Source organism: Bacteroides xylanisolvens (genome assembly GCF_018289135.1).
In the GTDB taxonomy this organism is placed as follows: Bacteria; Bacteroidota; Bacteroidia; order Bacteroidales; family Bacteroidaceae; genus Bacteroides; species Bacteroides xylanisolvens.
This window is the reverse complement of record NZ_CP072216.1, coordinates 3,622,447-3,645,639: the sequence shown is the minus strand read 5'-3', so window position 1 is coordinate 3,645,639 and position 23,193 is coordinate 3,622,447. Positions and strand designations below refer to the sequence as shown.

Genomic DNA, 23,193 nt, shown 5'->3' with positions numbered 1-23,193 from the left:
CCTTCTGGAAATAAAAAACACTGATAAAAAGCTAGTTTGCTTATTATCAGTGTTGTATGGAATGGAAAATATTTCAGAAAAGTGATAGAAACTATTGTTTATTCTCCTTCAATGGATTCCATCCTTGTGCTTTCAATTCAAATTCTTGGCCGTCACGCGTAATCAATGCACAGCCAAGTTCGGGTTTGGTGATATGTCCGATGAGGCGCACTCCTTCCATTTGTGATACTTTCTCATGATCGGCGATAGAAACGGTGAAGAGTAGTTCATAATCTTCTCCGCCATTCAAGGCGCAAGTCGTCAGATTCATGTTAAACTCTTCAGCCATAACAGCCGTCTGATAATCGATCGGAATATGTTCTTCGTACACGCGGCAACCGGCATTGCTTTGTTTGCAGATATGCATCAATTCTGATGACAGGCCGTCCGAAATATCCATCATAGAGGTTGGAACAATATTGGCGGCAGCTAGTTTCTCAATGATATCCTTACGTGCTTCCGGTTTTAACTGGCGTTCTAACAAGTATTCTTTGCCGGTAAAGTCCGGTTGAATGTCTTTATCACCTTTTAGTACGACTTTCTCACGTTCCAATAGTTGTAACCCCATATAGGATGCTCCCAGATCACCGCTGACGCAGATCAGGTCGGTTTCTTTTGCTCCATTACGGTAAACCACTTTATCCTTATCAGCATCGCCGATACAAGTGATGCTGATAGCAAGCCCTGTAAGGGAGGAAGTTGTATCACCTCCCACAATGTCGACGTTATATTGCTGGCAAGCTAGGCGAATACCGGAATAAAGCTCGTCCATATCCTCTACACTGAAACGCTTGGAAAGGCCAAGAGATACCGTAATCTGCCGGGGAGTGCCGTTCATGGCATAAATATCGGAGAAATTAACGACTGCTGATTTATATCCCAAATGTTTCAAGGGAACATAAGTCAGATCAAAATGTACACCTTCCATAAGCAGGTCGGTTGTTACCAATACTTGCTTTTCTGAAGGGTAGGAGAGAACGGCGGCATCGTCGCCCACTCCATATTTACTGGATTCATTTTCTAGTTTGATTCCCTCGGTGAGGCGGTCAATCAGACCAAACTCACCGAGAGATGCTATTTCAGTTCTCATAAATCGGGGTAATTGTTTAGGCACGGTTGATAAGTTCGCGCATGATTGTTGTCATTTTCGGTTGAGCGGCGTCGGCTGCTTTCTGAACTTCTTCGTGCGTTACTTCTACGATTTTTCCTTCTACTCCCAAGTCGGTAATGACGGAAATACCAAATACTTTGATGCCACAATGGTTGGCTACAATTACTTCCGGAACGGTAGACATACCAACAGCGTCGGCGCCAAGGATATGGAATAGTTTATATTCGGCAGGAGTTTCGAAAGTAGGACCTTGTGTACCGATATACACTCCGTGTTGTACTTTGATTCCTTTTTCTTTGGCAATCTCATCAGCTTTACGAATCAGTTCCTTGCTGTATGCTTCACTCATGTCCGGGAAACGAGGGCCGTATGGGATATTTTTTCCACGAAGCGGATGTTCGGGGAAATAGTTGATATGGTCGGTGATAATCATCAAATCACCGATTTCGAAGTCTGCATTTGTCCCGCCACTGGCGTTGGACACAAACAAGGTCTTGATTCCTAATTCGCGCATCACACGTACAGGGAAAGTCACTTCTTTCATAGAATAACCCTCGTAATAGTGGAAGCGTCCTTGCATAGCCATGATATCCTTATTGCCTAGTTTGCCGAAAATCAGCTTACCGCTATGACCTTCGACGGTAGATACCGGGAAGTTCGGGATATCCGAATACTTTATTTCATACTTCTCGGTGATTTCGTTTGCCAAACTGCCAAGTCCGGTGCCAAGTATAATGGCTGTTTCCGGGCTGGTATGCATCTTACCTTTCAGATAAGCTGCGGTTTCTTGTATTTTCTCTAACATAGTCAATAATATGTTGGTTAAATTTATCTTGTTGATTCTGTAATATTTCTATTTCAATAGGCAAGGCATAGATAAATGGTTTCAATTCCTTGTCCAAAGCCGGATGGTTAATCAGGCGTGTTGCATCTTTTTCGGTAGTGATAATCAACCGGTGTTCTCCTTTCAGCTTATGAAACCGTTCTTTGATAAGCTGGATATCCCGATGGCTGAAATTGTGATGATCGTCAAACGATAGCAAATCTATTTGTTGGGTACAATCTTTCAGCCTTTCAAGAATGGGAGCCGGTGAGGCAATTCCGGTCATCAATAATATATCTGTATTTGTCAGCGAGGACAAAGCAATCTCATTGTTTGCCGAAGGGGTATCTGTGTCCGGAACCATCATAGGAAACACCGGTTGCAGGTTGCCATACCGGAACGATGAGAAGAATAACTGTTGATATGGATAAAGGTTCAGACGTTTCGTGATAATATTATAATCAATAGGCTTGATGTCCTGCGGACATTTGGTGACAATAACGATTTGTGCCCGGTTCTTGCCGCTAATTGGCTCACGAAGTCGTCCTGCAGGAAGCAAGGTATCGTCACAGAACAGCCGATGATAATCCGTTAACAGAATACTCAATCCCGGTTTGACATATCGGTGCTGGAAAGCGTCATCTAACAGGATAACATCTATTGAAGGCTTTTGCAGTGCAAGCAGCTTTTCTATGCCATGACAACGCTTTTCGTCGACAGCTACTGTGACAGACGGGAATTTTTGATGCATCTGGTACGGTTCGTCGCCAATGCTTCTTGCCGTACTTTCCGGAGTAGCCAACACATAACCTTTCGTATGCCGTTTGTACCCCCGACTTAATACAGCTACATTATATTGATTACAAAGAGACTTTATCAGATATTCAGTGTGCGGAGTTTTCCCTGTTCCTCCAACAGCGAGATTGCCTACGCTGATGATAGGTATATCAAAACTCTTTGATTGCAGCACTTCCCAGTCAAAGAGTTTATTTCTCATCATTACCGCTGCTCCGTAGAGCCAGGAGGCAGGGTAGAGCCACTTATGTATCTTAATAAAGTGTTCGTCCATGTATGGCAGTTTATTTAATATTCAGTTCGAACGGAATACGAGCCTGAATCATGGATTGTTCTTGTAGATTTTTCAGTAAACCGAATTGTTGGTAGAACTCACCTAACTTACTTTTCAGCAATTGTGATTCTACGTAATTCGTCGGTTTCGTATCAAGCAGGGAAGAAAAGAAATCTTGTTTTGCAGGATAAGAAACAACGGTGTATCCCTCGATACCGGCTTTTGCCACGGCAATATCCAATGCTTTGTCAATGCCGCCTAACTCGTCTACCAGTCCTAACTTTTTAGCAGTCTCCCCAGTCCATACACGGCCTTCGGCAATCTTTTCGATCGCTTCCTTTGTCATGTGGCGTCCTTCGGCACAACGGCTTACAAAGGTATCGTATCCTTCGGTAATCATCATTTGAAGCAATGATCTTTCATCCTCGTTGAACGGGCGCATGATATTCCCGAAATCAGCATATTTATTCGTCTTAACTACATCATAACTTAAACCGATTTTATCAGTCAATCCTTTTACATTGGGAATGATGCCGAATATTCCGATAGAACCGGTCAGGGTAGTAGGCTCTGCAACAATCGTGTCGGCAACGCAAGAGATATAGTACCCTCCTGACGCAGCATAATCACCCATAGAGACAATGACCGGTTTCTTTGTTTTCAACTCTTTCACTGCATGCCATATTTGTTCTGAAGCAAAAGCACTTCCCCCCGGAGAATTGACACGGAGTACAACAGCTTTCACATCATTATCATCTTTCAATTTACGCAGGTCACGAATGACTTTCGAACCAACAATTCCGTCCTCGGAAGTTGCGGAACTCGGATAGTCTGTAATTTCACCGGATGCATAATAAACAGCCACGATATTACCGCTTTTGTCTTTTGGTACGTTCTTCTTTACGTTCATCATGTCACTTAATCCTACTATCGGGAGATTGTCATCCTCATCTATCTCTACCAGTTTTTTAAGATAATTGCGCACATCATTGCGATAAATCAAGGTATCAGCCAATCCGCATTTTACACTTTCTTCTGACGGATAGAACATTAACATACGATCGGCATAAACATTCAGAGAATCTACTGGAATATTGCGGGAAGCAGAAATCCCCTCCGTCACCTGTCCCCAGATGGAAGTGATAAATGCTGTCACTTGTTCGCGATTGGCAGGGCTCATCTCTGTTGCAATAAACGGCTCCACGGCAGATTTGTAAGTTCCCACCTTGAACACCTGCATCTCAACTCCTATTTTTTGTAGCAGGTCTTTGTAGAATAGGGGAGCGGAAGCGATACCTCTCCATTCAATCATTCCTTTGGGATTGAGCAGCACCTTATCGGCTGCGCTAGAAAGATAATAAAGCCCCTGCGTATAGGAGTCGGCATAAGCAATGACGAACTTTCCACTCTCCTTGAAATCGAGCAATGCGTTACGGATTTCTTGTAAGGAGGCATAGGAGGTACCTAATGAACTTGCTTGCAAATAAATCCCTTTGATATTTTCGTTTTCTTTAGCCTTCTGGATGGAAGAGAGAATATCGTCCAGTCCGTACGTGTTAGATTCGTCACCAAACAACTGTGATAAAATACCTAGCGGATCTTCTTGCGTACGTTCAACCAGCGTTCCGTTTAAGTCGAGCATCATTACGGAATTCTTTTTTACGATTGTTTCCGTGTCCGAAGCGGACATGATGCCAAACAGCGTTACCATGCTGATTATAAATAATACAATACTTGACAAAATGATACCTGTCACCGTGGCAAGTGTAAATTTCAAGAAATCTTTCATTATACTTATTGTTTTTGCGTCAGCTTGTTATTAAGCTAACAAAGATAAATAATTGAGTTGATATTTATTCAATAAGTCGTACGAATTTTTGTTTTATCACAGCGAATCGATATAAATAGAAGCTTCTTTCCTGCAAGATTTAAGTATATTTGTCTGTATCTAATCCTTTTAAATGAGAAGAATTCTCTAATTTTGTGGCACAACTATTATCGTGAAAAATTAAATAAATATCAGCATATGTAATGCGACATTAACTTAACAATCTATTTACCATGAAAAGAAAAACCCCTTTTGTGGCTGCAGCTTTAGCAGCAGGCTTGTTCTTCTATTCTTCCTGTACTCCGACTGAAACAGCGGAAACAAAGGATTATACTCAATACGTTAATACCTTTATCGGTGCTGCTGATAATGGTCATACATTTCCAGGCGCGTGTTATCCTTTCGGTATGATCCAGACCAGTCCTGTGACGGGAGCAGTTGGTTGGCGCTATTGTTCTGAGTATGTTTATGAGGATTCCCTGATTTGGGGATTTACTCAAACACATCTGAATGGAACGGGATGTATGGATTTAGGTGATATTTTGGTGATGCCGGTCACTGGCACACGTGCCCGTGCGTGGGATGCTTATCGTAGTCATTTTTCTAAAGATAAAGAAGCGGCTACTCCGGGATATTACACCGCAGAGCTCTCTGATCCACAGGTAAAAGCAGAACTGACTGCCTCTATCCATGCTGCCCTTCACCGCTATACTTATCACAAGGCTGATTCTGCCTCTATATTGATTGACTTGCAACATGGCCCTGCATGGAGAGAAGAACAATATCATTCACAAGTCAACAGTTGTGAAGTGAACTGGGAAGATGCTCAAACACTGACAGGACATGTCAATAACACGGTATGGGTCAACCAGGATTATTTCTTTGTGATGAAATTCAACCGTCCGGTAGTCGATTCACTTTATCTTCCGATGGGCGAAACAGAAAAAGGAAAACGCATCATTGCCTCTTTTGATATGCAGCCGGGAGACGAACTGATGATGAAAGTGGCTCTTTCCACCACCAGCATAGACGGGGCTAAAAAGAATCTGGAAGCAGAAATTCCTGCCTGGGATTTTGAAGGAGTAAGAGCTACCGCCCACAATGAATGGAATAACTATTTGAGCCGTATTGAAATAGAGGGTACCGATGATGAAAAGACAAATTTCTATACTTGTTTCTACCACGCATTGATTCAGCCTAATCAAATTTCGGACGTAGACGGTATGTATCGTAATGCCGCCGACTCTATTGTAAAAGCCGGAACTGGTGCTTTCTATTCTACGTTCTCTTTGTGGGATACTTACCGTACCGCTCATCCGTTTTATACATTAGTGATTCCCGAACGTGTGGACGGTTTTGTGAATTCTCTCATCGAACAGGGTGAAGTGCAAGGCTTCCTGCCTATTTGGGGATTGTGGGGAAAAGAGAATTTCTGTATGATTGGTAATCACGGCGTATCAGTCATTGCCGAGGCTTATCGCAAAGGATTCCGTGGCTTTGACGCTGAACGTGCTTTCAATATAATAAAGAAGACGCAGACTGTATCTCATCCGTTGAAGTCTGATTGGGAGGTTTATACGAAATATGGTTATTTCCCGACAGATCTGATAAAAGCAGAATCTGTATCTTCCACTTTAGAATCTGTATATGATGATTATGCTGCTGCCGATATGGCACGTCGTATGGGTAAAGAGGAAGATGCCGCTTACTTCGCGAAACGTGCTGACTATTATAAGAATCTTTTCGATTCGGAGACGAAGTTCATGCGTCCGCGCAAAGCTGACGGAACTTGGAAAGCTCCGTTTAACCCAAGTGCGTTGGCACATTCTGAAAGTGTCGGTGGAGATTATACGGAAGGAAATGCATGGCAATATACTTGGCATGTACAACATGATGTTCCAGGATTAATCCAGTTGTTTGGGGGAGAAAAACCTTTCTTGAATAAATTAGACTCATTGTTTACGGTTAAGCTAGAAGGTGAAAGTTTGGCAGATGTTACTGGATTAATCGGGCAATATGCTCATGGAAATGAGCCAAGCCATCATGTGACTTATTTGTATGCACTGGCTGGTCGTCCGGAACGTACACAGGAATTGGTTCGTGAAATATTTGATACTCAATACAAAAACAAACCCGACGGACTTTGTGGAAATGATGATTGCGGACAGATGTCTGCCTGGTATATGCTTAGTGCGATGGGATTCTATCCGGTAGATCCGGTAAGTGCGGAATATGTATTCGGTGCTCCACAGTTGCCGAAGATGACTTTGCATCTGGCCGATGGCAAGACTTTCACGATTATTGCGGAGAATTTGTCGAAAGAACATAAATATGTAGATAGTATTACATTGAATGGCGAACCATATACGAAGAAAACAATCTCGCATGAGGATATTGTAAAAGGAGGAACGCTGGTATACAAGATGAAGTAATAAATTCGTTTCTGTACTGTTATGGGACTAATGATTTTAATTAATAGTGGTTGGGATCATAACTTATAGTAGGGATATTCCTAAAATAATAAAATTTAAGGCAACTAATTCATTGCGAGTTAGTTGCCTTTTTTGTATCTTTAAGCATTCCCCCCAAAAAACGGTTTGACGGCCAAAACGGGGGTAATTAAAAATAAAAACACATGGTAAAGATACAAAAAATCTCAGAAATCGAACCTTGTTTAGGTTTTACCGAGTTCGATATGCTTAAAAAATATCGTCAAAGTTTTGCAACGAGTGAATTAGGTCGCCTCCATTCTCTGTTCCCTTTCTCGGAACTGGCCCGACAAATGCATTTGAAGTCCTCTCCTTTTGGGCGTAAAAGTTATTTTTCTCCCGAAGGTAAATAGCCTTGATGGTCTTGAAGTCCTATACCAACTTTTCCGATGCACAACTGATTGAGCATTTAAACGGTAATATTCATTACCAGTTATTTTGTGGTGTTCAGATTGATCCGCTTCATCCACTAACCAATCCTAAAATCGTTAGTGCAATTCGTCAGGAACTAGCGGATCGCCTTGACGTTGAGTCCCTCCAGCTCATTCTTGCCGAGCATTGGACACCTTATCTTGAGAACCTTCATGTCTGTATGACCGATGCCACCTGTTATGAAAGTCATCTGCGTTTCCCTACTGATACCAAACTCTTATGGGAAGGTATTGTATGGCTTCATCGTCATCTGTGCAAACATTGCCAGACCTTGCACATACAACGTCCCCGTAACAAGTATCTTGATGTACGCCGTGCCTATCTTGCTTATAGCAAACTGCGTAAACGCAAGAAATCACAGACTCGTATGATTACACGAAGGTTACTTCAGTTATTGGAAAAGTTACTTGACCAGCTGGAGCTGCTTCATTCATCCTACAGGGACAGGCTTACACTATCCTCTGATTACCAAAGACGTTTCTCGGTCATACAGACAGTCCTTGAGCAAGGGAAGAATTTATTTGCAGGCAAAAAAGTGTCCAACCGTATCGTGAGTATCGACCGGCATTACCTTCGCCCCATTATCAGAGGCAAGGAAACCAAATCCGTTGAATTCGGAGCCAAAGTCAACAATATACAGATAGACGGAATCTCCTTTATAGAACATATCTCCTTTAAGGCTTTTAACGAAGGAGTACGTTTGAAAGACTGTATTCATCTGCAACAACAACTGACCGGGGTTAGGGTTAAGGCGCTTGCGGCGGATTCAATCTATGCCAATAATGCCAACCGGAAATTTTGTACAAAATATCATATAAGTACTTCCTTTAAGCGTAAGGGCAGAGCTGCCAAAGATGAGCCGCTTCGGAAAATCTTACGGTCGGAACTCAGCCGTGAAAGAGCTACCCGCCTGGAAGGAAGTTTTGGAACGCAGAAACAACATTACTCACTGGCCAGGATAAAAGCTAGAAACAGGAAAACGGAAGTACTTTGGATTTTCTTTGGGATACATACAGCCAATGCGGTATGTATGATAGAAAAGGTCGAAAAGAAAAAAAGAAAGGCAGCATAATCTAACTAAAATAACAGGAAAAACAGGAGAGGTTTTAACTTCCCCTAAAAAAGACATGTACATAATGCATGGGTGGGAAGGAAAAAATAAGAATATGTAAACAATATTCTACAAAAAAGATAGAAGACTGGGAGAGTTGAACGAAAAAATCAAGAGAAAAGCTCACGTAAAGCAAAGCTTTTCTCTTGATTTTTTAGAAAGAGGAACATTTACTGAATATCCCATAGTAGAGAAGAAAAAAAGATACTGCAAGAATAAATTGTACGACACCCGGGTCTCATGATGCTTGACACCCGGGTGTCAGCATGTTCAACACCCGGGTGTCGGTGTGCATGAGACCCGGGTGTCGTACAACTTAATACTACCAAATGAAATTAATTTGAAGCCATACGATTAAGTTTGTACTAATACAAACTTATTTCCGTACAATCCTACTCACCTCTATACGCTGCTTTTCAAACTTCTCATTATTGGTGTTGCGATTACTAACCTCTTTACAGCGAATAGGTGCACTCATTTCAAGCAAGCGCAAAATCTCATTTAAAGATTCACCTTCAAAAGTCGCTTTATAGGAATACTTTCCTAATTCAGCGTCTTTCAGAATAAATTCCACGTTATAAGTCTGTCCCAAACGCTTGAATACATATTCCAGCGGGTCATCTCTAAAAATGAGTATTCCATCTTTCCATGAGCACCATTTATAAGTATTGGTTTTATTGACGTTATATAGAGAAGTGGCCAGATTATAGTCAATCTTCTCTCCCGGTGAAAGGGAAATCGTCTTTTTCTGGTCAAGAGTGACTGCGACCTTTCCTTTTACTAACGTCACTGCTGCTACATGATCCGGAGCGTATGCGTTCACATTGAATGCAGTGCCGGTAGCTTCTACAGTCAGTTGTTTGGTTTTTACGATGAAGGGATGCTCTTTATCGGATTCCACTTCAAAATAGGCTTCACCCTGCATCGAAACAACTCTTTGCTTATCATTGAATTGAGTCGGATACTTTAAAGAACTTCCGGCATTTAGCCAAACCTTAGAACCGTCAGGCAGATTAACTACCGACCAAGTGCCATAAGGAGTGAATAACTCCTGATAAGTCTCTGCAATTTGAGAAGCGGGTTTAAAATAAAGATAAGCAGATAATATCAGTAAAGGAAGAAGTAAGATAGCTGCCACTTGCTGCCAATAGTGTAGGAAGGACAACTTTGGACGAACGGAAACCGGCTGGTTTTGATGGAGAATCTTCTCCATTACTTTTCTGTGCGCATTGTCCACATCTATCTCTTCCGGATTAAAAGCCGGGTGACTGACTTCCCACACATTCTTTTGTGATAGAAAGCTCCTATAGTTTTCGGGAGTAGCCGATATCCAATCATCCAGTACCTTTATTTCTTCTGGTGTAGCCTCTTTCGAGAGATATCTGGAGATTATAATTTCTATGTCTGAATCTTTATTTATCATAATGCATTTTACCTTATATATAATAGACGTTTCAGAAAGAAAATCCCACATTCATTAGTGGAAAAGAAATAAAAAAAGTAGTAAATAAAAATCTTTTAATAAGATGCGGAGCTGCTTCAATGCTTTGCTGATACGTACTTCTACCGTTCTGACAGAGATATTCAGGCGATTGGCTATTTCCTGATATTTAATATTTTCTAATCGGCTCATCTCGAACACTTCTCTTTCTTGAGGAGGTAATTGTTCCAATGCATTTTTAAGTTGCCGGCATAAATCAGAATACAGTATGTAGTTTTCTGTCGTATCTATATCTATAGAATCCGATTTAAGTTCGTAAGCAATGTGTTCATCTATAATCCTGCGATGACGTAATTCGTCCAGACAGTAATTCCTGACCGCTTTCAGTAAATATGATTTTAGTGAGTTCTCAATTACCAATGATTTCCGGTCATTCCATAGTTTGAGAAAGATATTTTGCACAATATCTTCACAGGTAGATTTCTCCGGAATGTAAGTACCGCCAAACAATACCAAATCTTTATAATAAGCATGGAATAGTCGGGTAAAAGCCTGTTTATCATCCTGTTTTAGTGCTATTACCAGAAAACGGTCGTCGGAAGTCTGTTGTTGGATATTCGGCATAGTATTGTAGTAAAGGTTCTATTGTCGGGGGTAAAAATAGAAAGATTATTTGGGATAAACGATAGTTTGAAGAAAAAATAATGCAGATGAAAAAATAATGCGATATCCAATGTGGCTTTTATTTTTAGAAACGTCTTATTGATAGAAACGAGAGAAAAACACATTTATTAACCTTTAAATAATACAAGCCATGAGAAAGACATAATCAGTGAATTCAGCTTCCGACAACTGATAAAAAAAGGAAGGTCTGACTCACCTTCCTTTCCAAAGATTCAGTTATTCGTTAATCAACTTATTTGTAGAACCAATAACCAAACATGTAAAGGTATGAACTTATTTCAATTAGAAAAATGAAAAAGAGAATTAATGTACCTGCGAATGTAAAAATGGGGAGAATCTGTGCTATATGGTTGTTTTGTATAGCTTTGCAAGCTATCAGTATACCTATCTTGGCACAATCCGCCAAAATTACATTGCGACTGAAAAATGTGACTGTAGAGGAGGTCTTGACTAGTATCGAAAATCAGACAGAATATCGTTTCTTATACAACAAAGACATTGTTGATGTAAGTCGTATAGTAAGCATTACTGTGAAAAATGAACGGATGACTCTGGTACTGGATAAACTTTTTAAAGGCGAAGGAGTATCTTATACGATTGAAAAACGTCAGATTGTATTAAACAAAGTTTCATCTCAGCCACAGGATAACAAACAGCCGGTCAAAGTGACCGGAAAGGTAGTGGACGAATCCGGAGAGGTTCTTCCGGGAGTGACTGTGATGATAGAAGGGGCTACTCAAGGAACCATTACCGGTATAGATGGCAATTACCAGTTGCAAGTTCCGGAAGGCTCGACACTGAAATTTACTTCAATAGGTTACACTACATATACGCAGAAAATTACCCGACCGATGACGTTGAATGTGACGATGAAAGAAGATTCGAAACAGTTGGATGAAGTTGTTGTGGTAGGGTATGGGACGACCACCCGTAAGAATCTGACAACTTCCATTGCAACGGTAAAAACGGAAAAAATATCGCGAGCCGCAACAAGTAATATGTCACAGATGTTGCTTGGGCGGGCTGCCGGACTAGAAGCTACGTTGACAAGCCCGCAACCGGGTGGAGCAGTTGACCTTTCAATTCGTGGGGCAGGTACTCCTATCTTTATAGTGGATGGCGTAATGATGCCTTCCACTTCTTTAGAGGTTGGAAACGGAAATCAGGTTATGCCCAACTCTATCAATCGTTCGGGATTGGCCGGACTTAATCCTGCCGATATTGAATCTATCGAAGTGTTAAAGGATGCATCTGCCTCCATTTATGGAATTGGTGCAGCCAATGGTGTCGTTTTAATCACTACAAAGAAAGGTACTGAAACTCGTCCCCAAATCACTTATGAAGGAAATTATTCTATCGTGAAAAACTATCCGTATCTGGAACCTTTGAGTGGGGAGGAATATATGAATGTTGCCAACATTTTCAATAAAGAAAACTATTTATTTACGAACGGTATGTATCCTTATGGTGATAAACCTTTTGATAATAAATGGGTACCTCAATTCTCACCTCAACAGATAGCTGCCGCTCAAACAACAGACTGGCTGGATTGTGTATTAAAGGATGGTAGCATCAATAATCATAATATCACAATTACGGGTGGTTCTAAACTGCTGAAATATTATCTGTCCGGAAATTATTACAAACAGGAAGGCACGGTAGAAAACTCCGCTATGGAACGTTATGCTCTTCGGACAAACATTTCTTCACAATTGCTTCCATTTCTTAAGTTGACAGCAATTGTTAATGTAAACGAAAATGAATATACAAATTCAACTTCCGGTGGCGGAGGTGGTGGAAATGGGTACGATGCTATACAATCAGCATTGACTTATCCTTCTTATTTACCAATCAGAGGTGAGGACGGAAAGCCTACTTTATATTCAAATTACCCTAACCCGGCTGAAATGATAAAAGTTAGTGACCGGACTAAAACAAGCGGTTATTATCTAAACTTTGCTGCCGATGTGGATATAATCAAGGATATGTTGTCCTTCCGTTTGATGTATGGTATTAATAAGGAGAATGCTAATCGTAATCTGTATATTCCTTCTGATATATATTTTATGGACATGTATAAATCAAGAGGGCATTTGGGATATGTTGAACGTAGAAACCAAACTATGGAAGGCACGTTGACTTTCAAAAAGCAGTTTGGAGATTTGTTACGTGTCGATGCCGTAGTCGGTATGGGAAGATATACGAACGATTCAAATGGACTTGAACTTGACTACGAACAGATTAACGATCACATTGCTGCTGATAAGGTGGAAGCTGCGGAAGGCGCTTTCTACCCGACTTCTTTCAGGGCAGCCGATGAACGTCGTTCTCAATTTGCCAGGGCAAGTGTGGATGTGCTCGACAGATATGTAGTTGCCGCTACTATTCGTCGCGATGGAACGGATAAGTTTTTCCCAGGAAAGAAATATGCCTATTTCCCTTCAGTGTCATTGGCCTGGAAATTATCTAACGAGCCGTTTATGAAGCATATATCATGGATTGACCAGTTGAAGATTCGTGGTAGTTATGGACAGACTGGTAATGATAATCTGGGTAGTTCGCTTTATGGCACTTTCAGTCTGGCAGCCCAATATATCAAGTTCTCTAACAATTCAGTGACTTATGTACCCTATCTGCTTAGCGGTCCTGATTACCCGAATGTTACTTGGGAAAAGACTACCATGAAAAATATAGGTATAGACTTTTCAGTCCTGAAAGATAGAATCTGGGGAAGTTTTGATATGTTCCGCAATGATGTAACCAACTTGCTGGGATATGACTCTGCCTCTCCGCTTAGTATGACATCTTCCGTCCCGATGAATTATGGACATTATGTACGTTACGGATGGGATGCGACTATTAACTCACTAAACTTTGAAATCCCCCGTGTGTTTAAGTGGACCTCACAATTGACCTTATCACATCATAATGCCGTTTGGAAAGAACGGATGCCCAACTATTATTATGAAGAATATCGAATCCGCAAGAACGAACCGGTGAATGCTTATTATTACTATGAAACGGAAGGCGTTATCAACATAGATAAAAGCAATATGCCCGAATCGCAGAAATCTTTGCCGGCAGATGCGCAACAGCCCGGTTATCCGATTATTAAGGATGCAAATGGGGATAATAAAATAACGATTGATGATGTGAAGATGCGGAATACACTTCCAAAAATTCACATAGGCTTTGGAAATACATTTGTATACAAAGATTTTGATCTGGATGTATTTATGTATGGACAATTCGGACGTACACGCTATAACTATGCATATCGTTGGGCACTTGTCGGAGATGTGTATTACACGAGTCCCAAGAATTCGAACAAATATGTATATACTATCTGGAATTCCCAAACCAATCAGAATGGAAACCGGCGTGGTATTGCTTCAACAAAGGCTGTCGCTTTGCCTGGTAACGTAGGTTTTGAGGAAGATTATCAGAATGCTTCGTTCGTACGTGTCAGGAATATCACTTTAGGATATAACCTTTCAGGAAAGAAGCTGGGAAGAGTGGGTGATTATGTGAGTTCTATCAGAGTTTTTGTCGACTGTCAGAATCCGTTTACTTTTACCAAGTTTGTAGGTGTCGATCCTGAAATAAAGACGGGTGGCGACGGCTCCAAAGCGGAGTATCCGATGACGAGAACATACTCCTTCGGAGCAAAAATATGTTTCTAAGAAAACCTGTAACGAAAGAAAAGATTGAAAAATATGAACAAGAATAAATTATTTAAGGTGTTTGTCATGATTGCATTTATCATGTGCAGTTGTGAGGATAATTTTGATCCGAAGATGTATGGCACGTTGAATGTTTCTAATTATCCGGTGACTGAAGCCGAATACGAATCATTTATGATGACCTGCTATATGCCTTTTACAACAACATGGACCTATTGGATCGGTGCCGGAACAAGTGGCAATCAGCACGGTTGGTATATCCCTGCCGGAGGTGTACTGAAGTTCTTTGATTATCCGACAGATGAGGTGGCTGTGTGGAATAATGGTTGGGGAGGCGGATATTATTTCCTTTCTAAAGCCGATTTCAGTCAGTGTGTTTATTACGCAAGCGGTACATTAAGCGATGAAAACCCGAACCACTTTCCGAAAGTAAGTGAGATTTCCTACTTCACCAATGTGATTGGTACACTGGAGAAGGCTTCTACCGAAGTGGTTTCCGAAGAGCGTAAAAGGGAATTTATTGCTGAAGCCCGTCTTTGTCGTGGATTGATGATGTATTATTTATTGCATGTATATGGTCCTGTTCCTTTGATTGTCGATCCGAACGATCTGATTAATCCTTCAAAACTGGAAAATCTGGTGCGTCCGACATTGCAGCAAATGACGGAGTGGATTATGGCTGATTTTGATTATGCTTATCAGTATATTGCAGATACGCAGCCGGAACAGGGACGTTACAATAAAGACTATGCACGTGTATGCATCATGCGGCATTGCCTGAATGAAGGCTATTATATGTCCGGTTATTATCAGAAAGCGATTGATATGTATAACGAGTTGAAGGGACGGTATAGTCTTTTCAAGAAAGGGGACAATCCTTATATCGAGCAATTTAAAAATGCCAATAACTTTAATTCGGAAGTGATTATGGCTGTCAGTTGTGATGAAACGGCGGATGGTACGAATAAGTCCGGCAACTTTAACCCGCTGATGATGCTTGCTACTCCCGATAATGCAGCCAGAGTGGACGATCAGGGAAATCCGACTCCTTTCTATCTGCAAGGACAGGGATGGGGACAAACTTTCAACGTGTCTCCGAAATTTTGGGATACGTATGATCCTTCGGACAAACGTCGTGAAGTGATTCTGACCAAATATTATACGACTGCAGGAACCTGGATTGACCGGAATACTACTACATGGGACGGGTTTATCATTAATAAATTCCCGGTGGAAACAGCTACGGCTTTTCAGGGGACTGATATACCGTTAGCCCGTTGGGCAGATGTATTGCTCATGTATGCGGAAGCCGAAGTACGTAAAAACAATGCAGCTCCGTCCGCTGACGCTATAGCCGCGGTCAATGAAGTGCGTAAGCGTGCCGGACTGGGGGATCTTCCGTCATCGGCAACAGCGAATGTTGAAGCTTTCCTGGATGCTTTACTTACGGAAAGAGGACATGAAATGTTGTATGAAGGGATGCGTAAAATAGATCTCATCCGTTTTAATCAGTATGCGCAGCGTACAGCGAAGATCAAAGGAGTGGCTCCTACACATCAATATGTGCCTATTCCTAATTATGCGGTTCAACAAGCTTCGGAATCTTATGGAAAAGTGTTGGTACAGACCTTTGAACGTGAGGGATGGAAAGCGGATCTTGCGGCAGCTCGCAATTAATGTCATCATTCATTATTGTTAAACTAGAGATCTTAAGAAAAATGAAAAAGATATACGTATTATTCATGTCGTCGTTATTGCTCCTTTCGTGTGCAAAAGATGATGTTAGTAAGCCAAGTGAATGGCCGGAGTGGCCTACACCTTCAAAACCTAAAATAGAAAATGCCGTATTGCGGGGAGTGAATGGGGAAACGGTTGTGGCGGCTGGTGATAAAGTGAAGTTCACTGCACAGGTCAGTGATGAATATAATGATTTGGTTTCATTCCAATTATTAGTGACAATGGATGGAGCCGAAATCTTGAATTTGTCTAAAGGATTGAGCGGACGTTCTGCGGTTATTGAAGAGGAAGCTACTTTACCTTTTGTTGCCGGTTTCCAGAATGGACGTCCTGTGGTGACTATAAAAGCTGTAAACGATTTAGGTGGCAATGAATCGACCCTGACTTTGGATGAGGCCGCAAGTGTGGCGGTGACCCGTCCGGAAACACCTTCCAAATTATATCTTGTTGATGATTTGGGAAATGTGTATGAAATGGACAAGGAGAGTCAGAATGAAACGGATTATAGTTTCCGGACGAGTGCGGCGGATTTGGCAGGGATTGGCGACCATTTTAAAGTTGCCGAAAAGATAATAAATAATAAACCTGATTATTCCGGTTTGGTATGGGGATATTCAGACGATAAGATCGCGATTGTGACTGATGATGCAGCTACTTCGATTCCGACTCCTAAGGTAGGGAGTTATACATTGGAGAATATTACTTTTGATATGTTGAGTTTTCTGGCTGATAAGACTTTGACATACAGCATTGATATTGATAAGTCCCGCTTCTTTGATGTGGGAGGAGGATATGTCCAGTTGGATGTTCAGTTGGTAGAAAGTGCCAAGATTAATTTTATAGGTTTTGGTAGTGATGTTACCAATATGCTCCGGCCGGAATTCTTTAAAAATGTTTCAGGGAGCAAAGCAAAATTCGATGGTCCGTCGGTACTTTATAACTTGAAATATAATACATCAAATGGTTTCATGTATATGGAACGTCCACGGGATGTTTTCTATCCGGAGGTGATGTATATTCTCGGTACTGGAGTCGGATTTCCACGCGAACCTTATGTGGCTACGCTTGCTTGGGACTTCGCATATCCTCATCAGTGGTTCTTCTTTAAAAAGGTTGGTGCAAGTGCCTTTGAAGCAGTCGTTTACATTGACCAAACTATGGGATTTAAGTTCTATCGGGGATATGGTTGGGCGCAAGAGGAGGACACGAAGAATCTATATACGGTTGAGCCTGCTAACCTGATAACGAGAAACGCTCCCGGTGATTTGATTCCCGGTCCTGATTTTAAAGCCGGACTTTATACAATACATATTAATAAAGCCAGTGAAGTGATACGATTGACTCCTTACAATTAAGAGGGGATCATGATTAATAGTCTTTAATTTAATATTCAATAGAATTATGTATATATCAATGAAAACATATAGTAAGAAATTTCTGGTTACGTTCTTTTTCTCGATGTTGCCAATGTTATTAATGTCTTGTTCGATGGATCCGGAGAAAGCCTCTTTTTCTATTTCTGGAAATTTAGAGAAGTTACAGATCGGTAATGACGGTTTTACGGAGGTTTATTCGATAAAGTCTAATACGGAATGGAAATTTGTAAACGAGACGGATCAGTCTTGGGTTACCGTCTCACCGACCAAAGGAAGTGGAAACGGAACTGTGACAATTACTGCAAATGCAAATACAGGAACCGGACGTACGGCTGTATTCCGCGTAGTACCTAATGGAGTAAAGACACAAGAAATTGAGATCATTCAGGGTAATTCTTATATCCCTACAACTGATGGAGAATTCCCGATTATAGCATGGACCGGAGTGGAAGCAGACAAGTCGCTGGAGAAATTCCCGGTGATGAAAGCATCCGGCATTAATATTTATCTGGGGTGGTATGATGATTTGGAAACAACATTGAAGGTGCTTGACGCCGCACAGAAGACCGGAGTGAAAATGATAACTTCTTGTAAGGACCTCTTATCTGTCGCTACTGCTGAAGAGGTCGTAAAAGCGATGATGAATCATCCGGCTTTGTATGCTTATCATTTGAAGGATGAACCGGAAGTGAATGATTTGCCGGGCTTGGGCGAATTGGTGAAGAAGATTAAAACCATCGACAGTCATCATCCTTGTTATATAAACTTGTACCCCAATTGGGCATGGGGGAAAGAACTTTATTCTGAAAATGTAAAGTCGTTTATAGAACAAGTTCCTGTTCCGTTTATTTCGTTTGACAATTATCCAATTGTCTCTATAAATGGTGCTCCAAGCATTATCCGTCCGGACTGGTATCGAAATCTGGAAGAAATATCGGCTGCTGCTAAAGAGAACAATAAGCTGTTCTGGGCATTTGCACTTGCACTTTCCCATAAACTTGATGACACTCATTTTTATAAGATACCGACATTGCCCGAGTTGAGATTACAAGTCTTCAGTGATTTGGCTTATGGTGCGCAGGCAATCCAGTATTTTACCTATCGCGGACTTCAACATGATGATCCGACCGAAGTGTATGATTTGGTCAAGACTGTTAATCAGGAAGTACAACAGCTTGCAGGTATATTCTTGGGAGCACAGGTTATTTCTGTATCTCACACCGGAAGTGAAATACCTGAAGGCACGAAGGCTTTGGGAAGTCTGCCGACTCCTATAAAATCATTGACTACGAGTGATACAGGTGCGGTTGTCTCTGTCCTGGAGAAAGATGGTAATCAATATCTTGTGGTAGTAAATAGAGATTTTCGTAATGTGATGAACCTGTCTATCGATGTGGATAGTTCTGTTAGCAGAGTGTTGAAAAATGGTTCAACGACTACTCCGGACGGCTCTACGATAGCAGTCGAACCGGGTGATATGGTAATATTTACGTGGAGAAAATAAAAAGATTTTTAATTTGATAAAGTAAAACGATTATATGAAAAAGATATTACTTTCCTTTTTTATTGGTGTTATGTTGATTGCCTGCAACCAGAAAACTGTCTCTGTTCGTGAGGTCTGGACAAAAGAGCAGGCTAATGAGTGGTATAAACAATGGGGATGGCTTCGTGGATGCGATTTTATTCCGAGCACGGCAATCAACCAAATGGAGATGTGGCAGGCAGATACTTTTGATCCGGTGACTATTGATCGTGAACTGGGTTGGGCGGAAGAAATAGGCATGAACTGTATGCGCGTATATTTGCATCACCTGGTTTGGGAAACAGATAAGGAAGGCTTTAAGAAACGTATCAATGAATACCTTACTATTGCCGACAAGCATCATATCTCTACCATCTTCGTCTTCCTGGATGATTGTTGGAATCCTGTATATCAGGCTGGCAAACAGCCGGAACCACAGCCGGGAGTACACAATTCGGGATGGGCACGTGACCCGGGTGATCTGTATTATAAAGGCGATACGGCAGTGATACTTCCGGTATTGGAAAGCTATGTGAAAGATATCCTGACTACCTTTAAGGATGATAAGAGAATCGTATTATGGGACTTATATAATGAACCCGGAGGTTCGGGAGGATATAGATACGGTGAAAGAAGTTTGCCGTTATTGCGGAAGATATTTACGTGGGGACGAACGGTGAATCCGTCACAACCTCTGTCGGCCGGAGTTTGGGATATGAGCCTGACTAATCTGAATAAGTTCCAATTGGAAAATTCGGATGTGATAACATACCACACGTATGAAGGCGTGAATTCGCATCAGCAACTCATTGATACATTGAAGCAATACGGTCGCCCGATGATTTGTACAGAATATATGGCACGTACTCAAAATAGTACTTTCCAGGATATTATGCCAATGCTGAAGAGAGAAAATATCGGTGCAATCAACTGGGGACTTGTAGCTGGAAAAACAAATACGATCTTTGCATGGGACACTCCATTGCCTGATGTTGTTGAACCTCCATTGTGGTTCCACGATATATTCCGTAGTGATGGAACCCCTTATTCGACAGAAGAAGTGGAATGTATTCGTTCATTAACTAAATAATTCCCTTATGATAACTATGAGGAATATATGGATAATGATGTTGGGGATATGCCTGTTTGGTTGCGGGGCTGGTAAACAGCCCCCTTCCTCACAGCTATCCTTAACATGGAAACTGGAAAAAGATAGTGTGGAAGCCAGATATTTTAAGAATACATTCTGTCTGACGAATAATGGGAATAAATCCTTGACTAATAATTGGGTGATCTATTTTAATCAGACACCTATTTATTATCAGCAACCTATTAATGCACCGCTGGAAATTGAATGTTTGGGTTCGACTTACTATAAAATGTACCCCACTGAACACTACCAGGCATTGCCACCGGGTGAAACAATCACTTTTACCATATTGAGTGAAGGAAATGTGATTAATGTGTCCTCGGTTCCTGAAGGGGCTTATATGGTAACTACCGATGAAAAAGGAAAACCGTTACAACCGCAAAATGTCCCCATCGAGATCGAGCTTTTTAAGCCCGATACCCAATGGGTTAGCTCGAGGAACAGCTTTCCCTATGCAGATGGAAATTATTTCTATAAGCAGAATGATGATTTTAGCAAACCGGTAGATTGTGATATGCTTTCTCTTTTTCCTGCTCCTAAAAAAGTGGAAAAGACGGGCGGTGTTTCTTCTTTCTCTCAAAAAGTCTGTCTGAAGTTTGATGATGCGTTTAAAGAGGAAGCTCTTTTATTGAAAAGTCAATTGACTTCATTATTAAGATGCAGCGTTTCCGATAAGGATGAAGAAACAATCATTGAATTGAAGAAAATGGAGGTTCCTATTACCTGTCAATATCCCGATGAATATTACGAAATCGTGATAAAGAATAACCGGTTGACTTTGAAAGCTAGTGATACACATGGCATATTTAATGCTTGTCAAACATTGCTTGCCTTATTAGATAACATGGAACTAACTTCTTCTCCGATACCTAATCTTCATATAACCGATTATCCGGACATGGGGCATCGGGGAATTATGTTGGACGTAGCCCGCAACTTTACAAAGAAAGCGGACCTGCTGAAACTGATCGATATATTATCATTCTATAAGATGAATGTACTGCATTTGCATTTGAGTGACGATGAGGCCTGGCGTGTGGAAATACCCGGATTGGAGGAATTGACAGAAATAGCTTCTCGCAGAGGACATACCATAGATGAACAGACATGTCTTTATCCTGCGTATGCCTGGGGATGGAATGAGACAGATACTACTTCGTTGGCCAATGGATATTATTCTCGCAGTGACTTCATGGATATTCTGAAATATGCGAAAGAAAGGCATATCAGAGTTATTCCCGAAATAGACATTCCCGGACATTCCCGGGCAGCGATTAAAGCCATGAATGCCCGTTATCAGAAATACATAGCTACAGACCAATCGAAAGCGGAAGAATATCTTTTGACTGACTTTGCAGATACTTCCCAATATCTGTCGGCACAAAATTTCACAGATAATGTGATTAATGTTGCCATGCCTTCCACTTATCATTTTCTTGAAAAAGTGATTGACGAAATCGTGCAGATGTATCAGGATGCAGGAGTAGAACTGACTGCTTTCCATGTGGGTGGAGATGAAGTACCAGAAGGTATTTGGGAAGGTTCTTCTATCTGCCGCACTTTTATGCAAGAGAACGGACTGACTAAGATACGGGATCTGAAGGATTATTTTCTGGAACAAATATTGGAAATGCTGGACAAACGTAACATACAGGCAGTCGGATGGCAGGACATTGTTATGAATCCTGATAATACCGTTAACGAACATTTTAGAAACAGTAAGGTATTAAATTATTGCTGGAACACCATTCCGGAGCAGGGTGGGGATGAAGTACCGTATAAGCTAGCTAATGCAGGCTACCCGGTTATACTCTGTAATGTGGGTAACTTCTATTTGGATATGGCCTATTGCTATCATGTGGAGGAACCGGGATTGCGTTGGGGCGGTTATGTGGATGAATATGTGACGTTTGATATGTTGCCTTTTGATATTTATAAGTCTTTACGACGGAATTTGAAAGGTGAACCTGTTGATGTGAAAGCAGCTTCAAACGGAAAACAACCCTTGACAAAGGAAGGTTATCAGAATATCAAAGGTCTATCCGGACAAATATGGTCGGAAACAATCCGTAGTTTTGAACAGGTAGAATATTATCTTTTCCCAAAAGTCTTCGGATTGGCAGAACGTGCTTGGAATGTTCAACCATCGTGGGCATTATCTCCGGACGGCAAAGTATATATGGATGCCAAACGGAAATACAATGCCGGTATTATAGATTATGAGTTGCCACGTTTGGCAAAGCGAGGAATAAATTTCCGGGTGTCTCCTCCCGGTATTATGACAAGGGATGGATTACTGCTGGCTAATACTGCCATTCCCAATGCGGTAATCCGGTACACAACCGATGGAAGTGAGCCTACGGAAAGTTCCATAGAATGGCAAACTCCGGTAGTATGCAATGCTCCACTGATAAAAGCAAAGGCTTTCTATCTAGGAAAAGAGAGTGTAACTACCGTATTGTTTAATAGATGATATATAAATAAAAAGCTATTTTAATAATGTTAGAATAGCTTTTTATTTATGCATTTATGAAATTTTACATATTAAGGGGCTGCTGAAATTCTAGCTCTTCTTTACAATATTCAACAAATTTAAAACTGGAAATATGACTATTAATATTAATTGATGGTTGAAATATGAATACATTTTCGACTTGCGTTTTAATTAATTTTTTCATATTTTTGCAGAGTATTTTTT

Annotated in this window: 13 protein-coding genes and 1 pseudogene; 8 read left to right on the top strand and 6 right to left on the bottom strand. The window is 41.1% G+C overall.

Annotated features, from left to right (window positions below):
- Positions 1-91: 91 nt before the first annotated feature.
- The 4 genes from thiL to sppA are packed head-to-tail and all read right to left on the bottom strand — an operon-like array spanning position 92 to position 4,831.
- The gene (gene thiL, locus INE92_RS15490; RefSeq protein WP_008026683.1) at positions 92-1,129 is read right to left on the bottom strand and encodes a thiamine-phosphate kinase; all 1,038 of its coding nucleotides are present in this window, start codon (positions 1,127-1,129) and stop codon (positions 92-94) included.
- Positions 1,130-1,145: 16 nt separating this feature from the next.
- Positions 1,146-1,955 (bottom strand): purine-nucleoside phosphorylase, encoded by an 810-nt coding sequence (locus tag INE92_RS15485; RefSeq protein WP_008026681.1) that lies wholly within the window; start codon positions 1,953-1,955, stop codon positions 1,146-1,148.
- Complete coding sequence (gene lpxK / locus INE92_RS15480) at positions 1,912-3,042, bottom strand: tetraacyldisaccharide 4'-kinase (protein ID WP_195436488.1); 1,131 nt, start codon at positions 3,040-3,042, stop codon at positions 1,912-1,914. The genes INE92_RS15485 and lpxK overlap by 44 nt, the downstream gene beginning before the upstream one ends.
- Positions 3,043-3,052: 10 nt before the next feature.
- A complete protein-coding gene (gene sppA, locus INE92_RS15475; protein WP_195436487.1) occupies positions 3,053-4,831 on the bottom strand; it encodes a signal peptide peptidase SppA in 1,779 nt (592 codons plus the stop codon).
- A gap of 272 nt (positions 4,832-5,103) precedes the next feature.
- On the opposite strand from sppA, the gene INE92_RS15470 reads away from it, so the two are divergent.
- Both INE92_RS15470 and INE92_RS15465 read left to right on the top strand, forming a co-directional pair.
- Positions 5,104-7,302, top strand: coding sequence for a GH92 family glycosyl hydrolase (locus INE92_RS15470; protein WP_195436486.1), 2,199 nt, complete (start codon positions 5,104-5,106; stop codon positions 7,300-7,302).
- Positions 7,303-7,505: 203 nt separating this feature from the next.
- Positions 7,506-8,863 (top strand): annotated as a pseudogene (locus tag INE92_RS15465) (transposase).
- Positions 8,864-9,278: 415 nt separating this feature from the next.
- Here the strand turns inward: INE92_RS15465 and INE92_RS15460 are convergent.
- Positions 9,279-10,325: a FecR family protein gene (locus INE92_RS15460; RefSeq protein WP_149952678.1), complete on the bottom strand. Its 1,047-nt coding sequence runs from the start codon at positions 10,323-10,325 to the stop codon at positions 9,279-9,281.
- A gap of 54 nt (positions 10,326-10,379) precedes the next feature.
- Entirely contained in the window at positions 10,380-10,967 is a 588-nt protein-coding gene (locus INE92_RS15455; protein ID WP_004310625.1) for an RNA polymerase sigma-70 factor, read from the bottom strand.
- 350 nt (positions 10,968-11,317) lie between these two features.
- Here INE92_RS15455 and INE92_RS15450 point away from each other — a divergent pair, with 350 nt between their 5' ends.
- The 6 genes from INE92_RS15450 to INE92_RS15425 are packed head-to-tail and all read left to right on the top strand — an operon-like array spanning position 11,318 to position 22,968.
- The gene (locus tag INE92_RS15450; protein ID WP_233476880.1) at positions 11,318-14,710 is read left to right on the top strand and encodes a SusC/RagA family TonB-linked outer membrane protein; all 3,393 of its coding nucleotides are present in this window, start codon (positions 11,318-11,320) and stop codon (positions 14,708-14,710) included.
- Between the two features lie 33 nt (positions 14,711-14,743).
- A complete protein-coding gene (locus INE92_RS15445) occupies positions 14,744-16,387 on the top strand; it encodes a RagB/SusD family nutrient uptake outer membrane protein (protein WP_195436766.1) in 1,644 nt (547 codons plus the stop codon).
- Complete coding sequence (locus INE92_RS15440; protein WP_195436767.1) at positions 16,387-17,802, top strand: DUF5125 domain-containing protein; 1,416 nt, start codon at positions 16,387-16,389, stop codon at positions 17,800-17,802. Before INE92_RS15445 ends, INE92_RS15440 begins: the two co-directional genes overlap by 1 nt.
- Positions 17,803-17,848: 46 nt before the next feature.
- Positions 17,849-19,327: a BACON domain-containing protein gene (locus tag INE92_RS15435; protein WP_195436765.1), complete on the top strand. Its 1,479-nt coding sequence runs from the start codon at positions 17,849-17,851 to the stop codon at positions 19,325-19,327.
- Positions 19,328-19,361: 34 nt separating this feature from the next.
- Positions 19,362-20,435 (top strand): cellulase family glycosylhydrolase, encoded by a 1,074-nt coding sequence (locus INE92_RS15430; RefSeq protein ID WP_195436764.1) that lies wholly within the window; start codon positions 19,362-19,364, stop codon positions 20,433-20,435.
- A 7-nt stretch (positions 20,436-20,442) separates the two neighbouring features.
- Positions 20,443-22,968 carry a family 20 glycosylhydrolase gene (locus tag INE92_RS15425; protein WP_195436763.1) on the top strand — a complete coding sequence of 842 codons (2,526 nt, stop codon included), beginning with the start codon at positions 20,443-20,445 and terminating at the stop codon, positions 22,966-22,968.
- Positions 22,969-23,193: the final 225 nt, after the last annotated feature.

What these genes read in the sequence shown, in the direction of transcription:
- lpxK (WP_195436488.1), bottom strand. Translation starts at nt 3,042, where the DNA reads ATGGACGAACACTTTATTAAGATACATAAGTGGCTCTACCCTGCCTCC.
- INE92_RS15430 (WP_195436764.1), top strand. Translation starts at nt 19,362, where the DNA reads ATGAAAAAGATATTACTTTCCTTTTTTATTGGTGTTATGTTGATTGCC.
- INE92_RS15440 (WP_195436767.1), top strand. Translation starts at nt 16,387, where the DNA reads ATGTCATCATTCATTATTGTTAAACTAGAGATCTTAAGAAAAATGAAA.
- INE92_RS15455 (WP_004310625.1), bottom strand. Translation starts at nt 10,967, where the DNA reads ATGCCGAATATCCAACAACAGACTTCCGACGACCGTTTTCTGGTAATA.
- INE92_RS15460 (WP_149952678.1), bottom strand. Translation starts at nt 10,325, where the DNA reads ATGATAAATAAAGATTCAGACATAGAAATTATAATCTCCAGATATCTC.
- thiL (WP_008026683.1), bottom strand. Translation starts at nt 1,129, where the DNA reads ATGAGAACTGAAATAGCATCTCTCGGTGAGTTTGGTCTGATTGACCGC.
- INE92_RS15435 (WP_195436765.1), top strand. Translation starts at nt 17,849, where the DNA reads ATGTATATATCAATGAAAACATATAGTAAGAAATTTCTGGTTACGTTC.
- INE92_RS15425 (WP_195436763.1), top strand. Translation starts at nt 20,443, where the DNA reads ATGATAACTATGAGGAATATATGGATAATGATGTTGGGGATATGCCTG.
- INE92_RS15470 (WP_195436486.1), top strand. Translation starts at nt 5,104, where the DNA reads ATGAAAAGAAAAACCCCTTTTGTGGCTGCAGCTTTAGCAGCAGGCTTG.
- sppA (WP_195436487.1), bottom strand. Translation starts at nt 4,831, where the DNA reads ATGAAAGATTTCTTGAAATTTACACTTGCCACGGTGACAGGTATCATT.
- INE92_RS15445 (WP_195436766.1), top strand. Translation starts at nt 14,744, where the DNA reads ATGAACAAGAATAAATTATTTAAGGTGTTTGTCATGATTGCATTTATC.
- INE92_RS15485 (WP_008026681.1), bottom strand. Translation starts at nt 1,955, where the DNA reads ATGTTAGAGAAAATACAAGAAACCGCAGCTTATCTGAAAGGTAAGATG.
- INE92_RS15450 (WP_233476880.1), top strand. Translation starts at nt 11,318, where the DNA reads ATGAAAAAGAGAATTAATGTACCTGCGAATGTAAAAATGGGGAGAATC.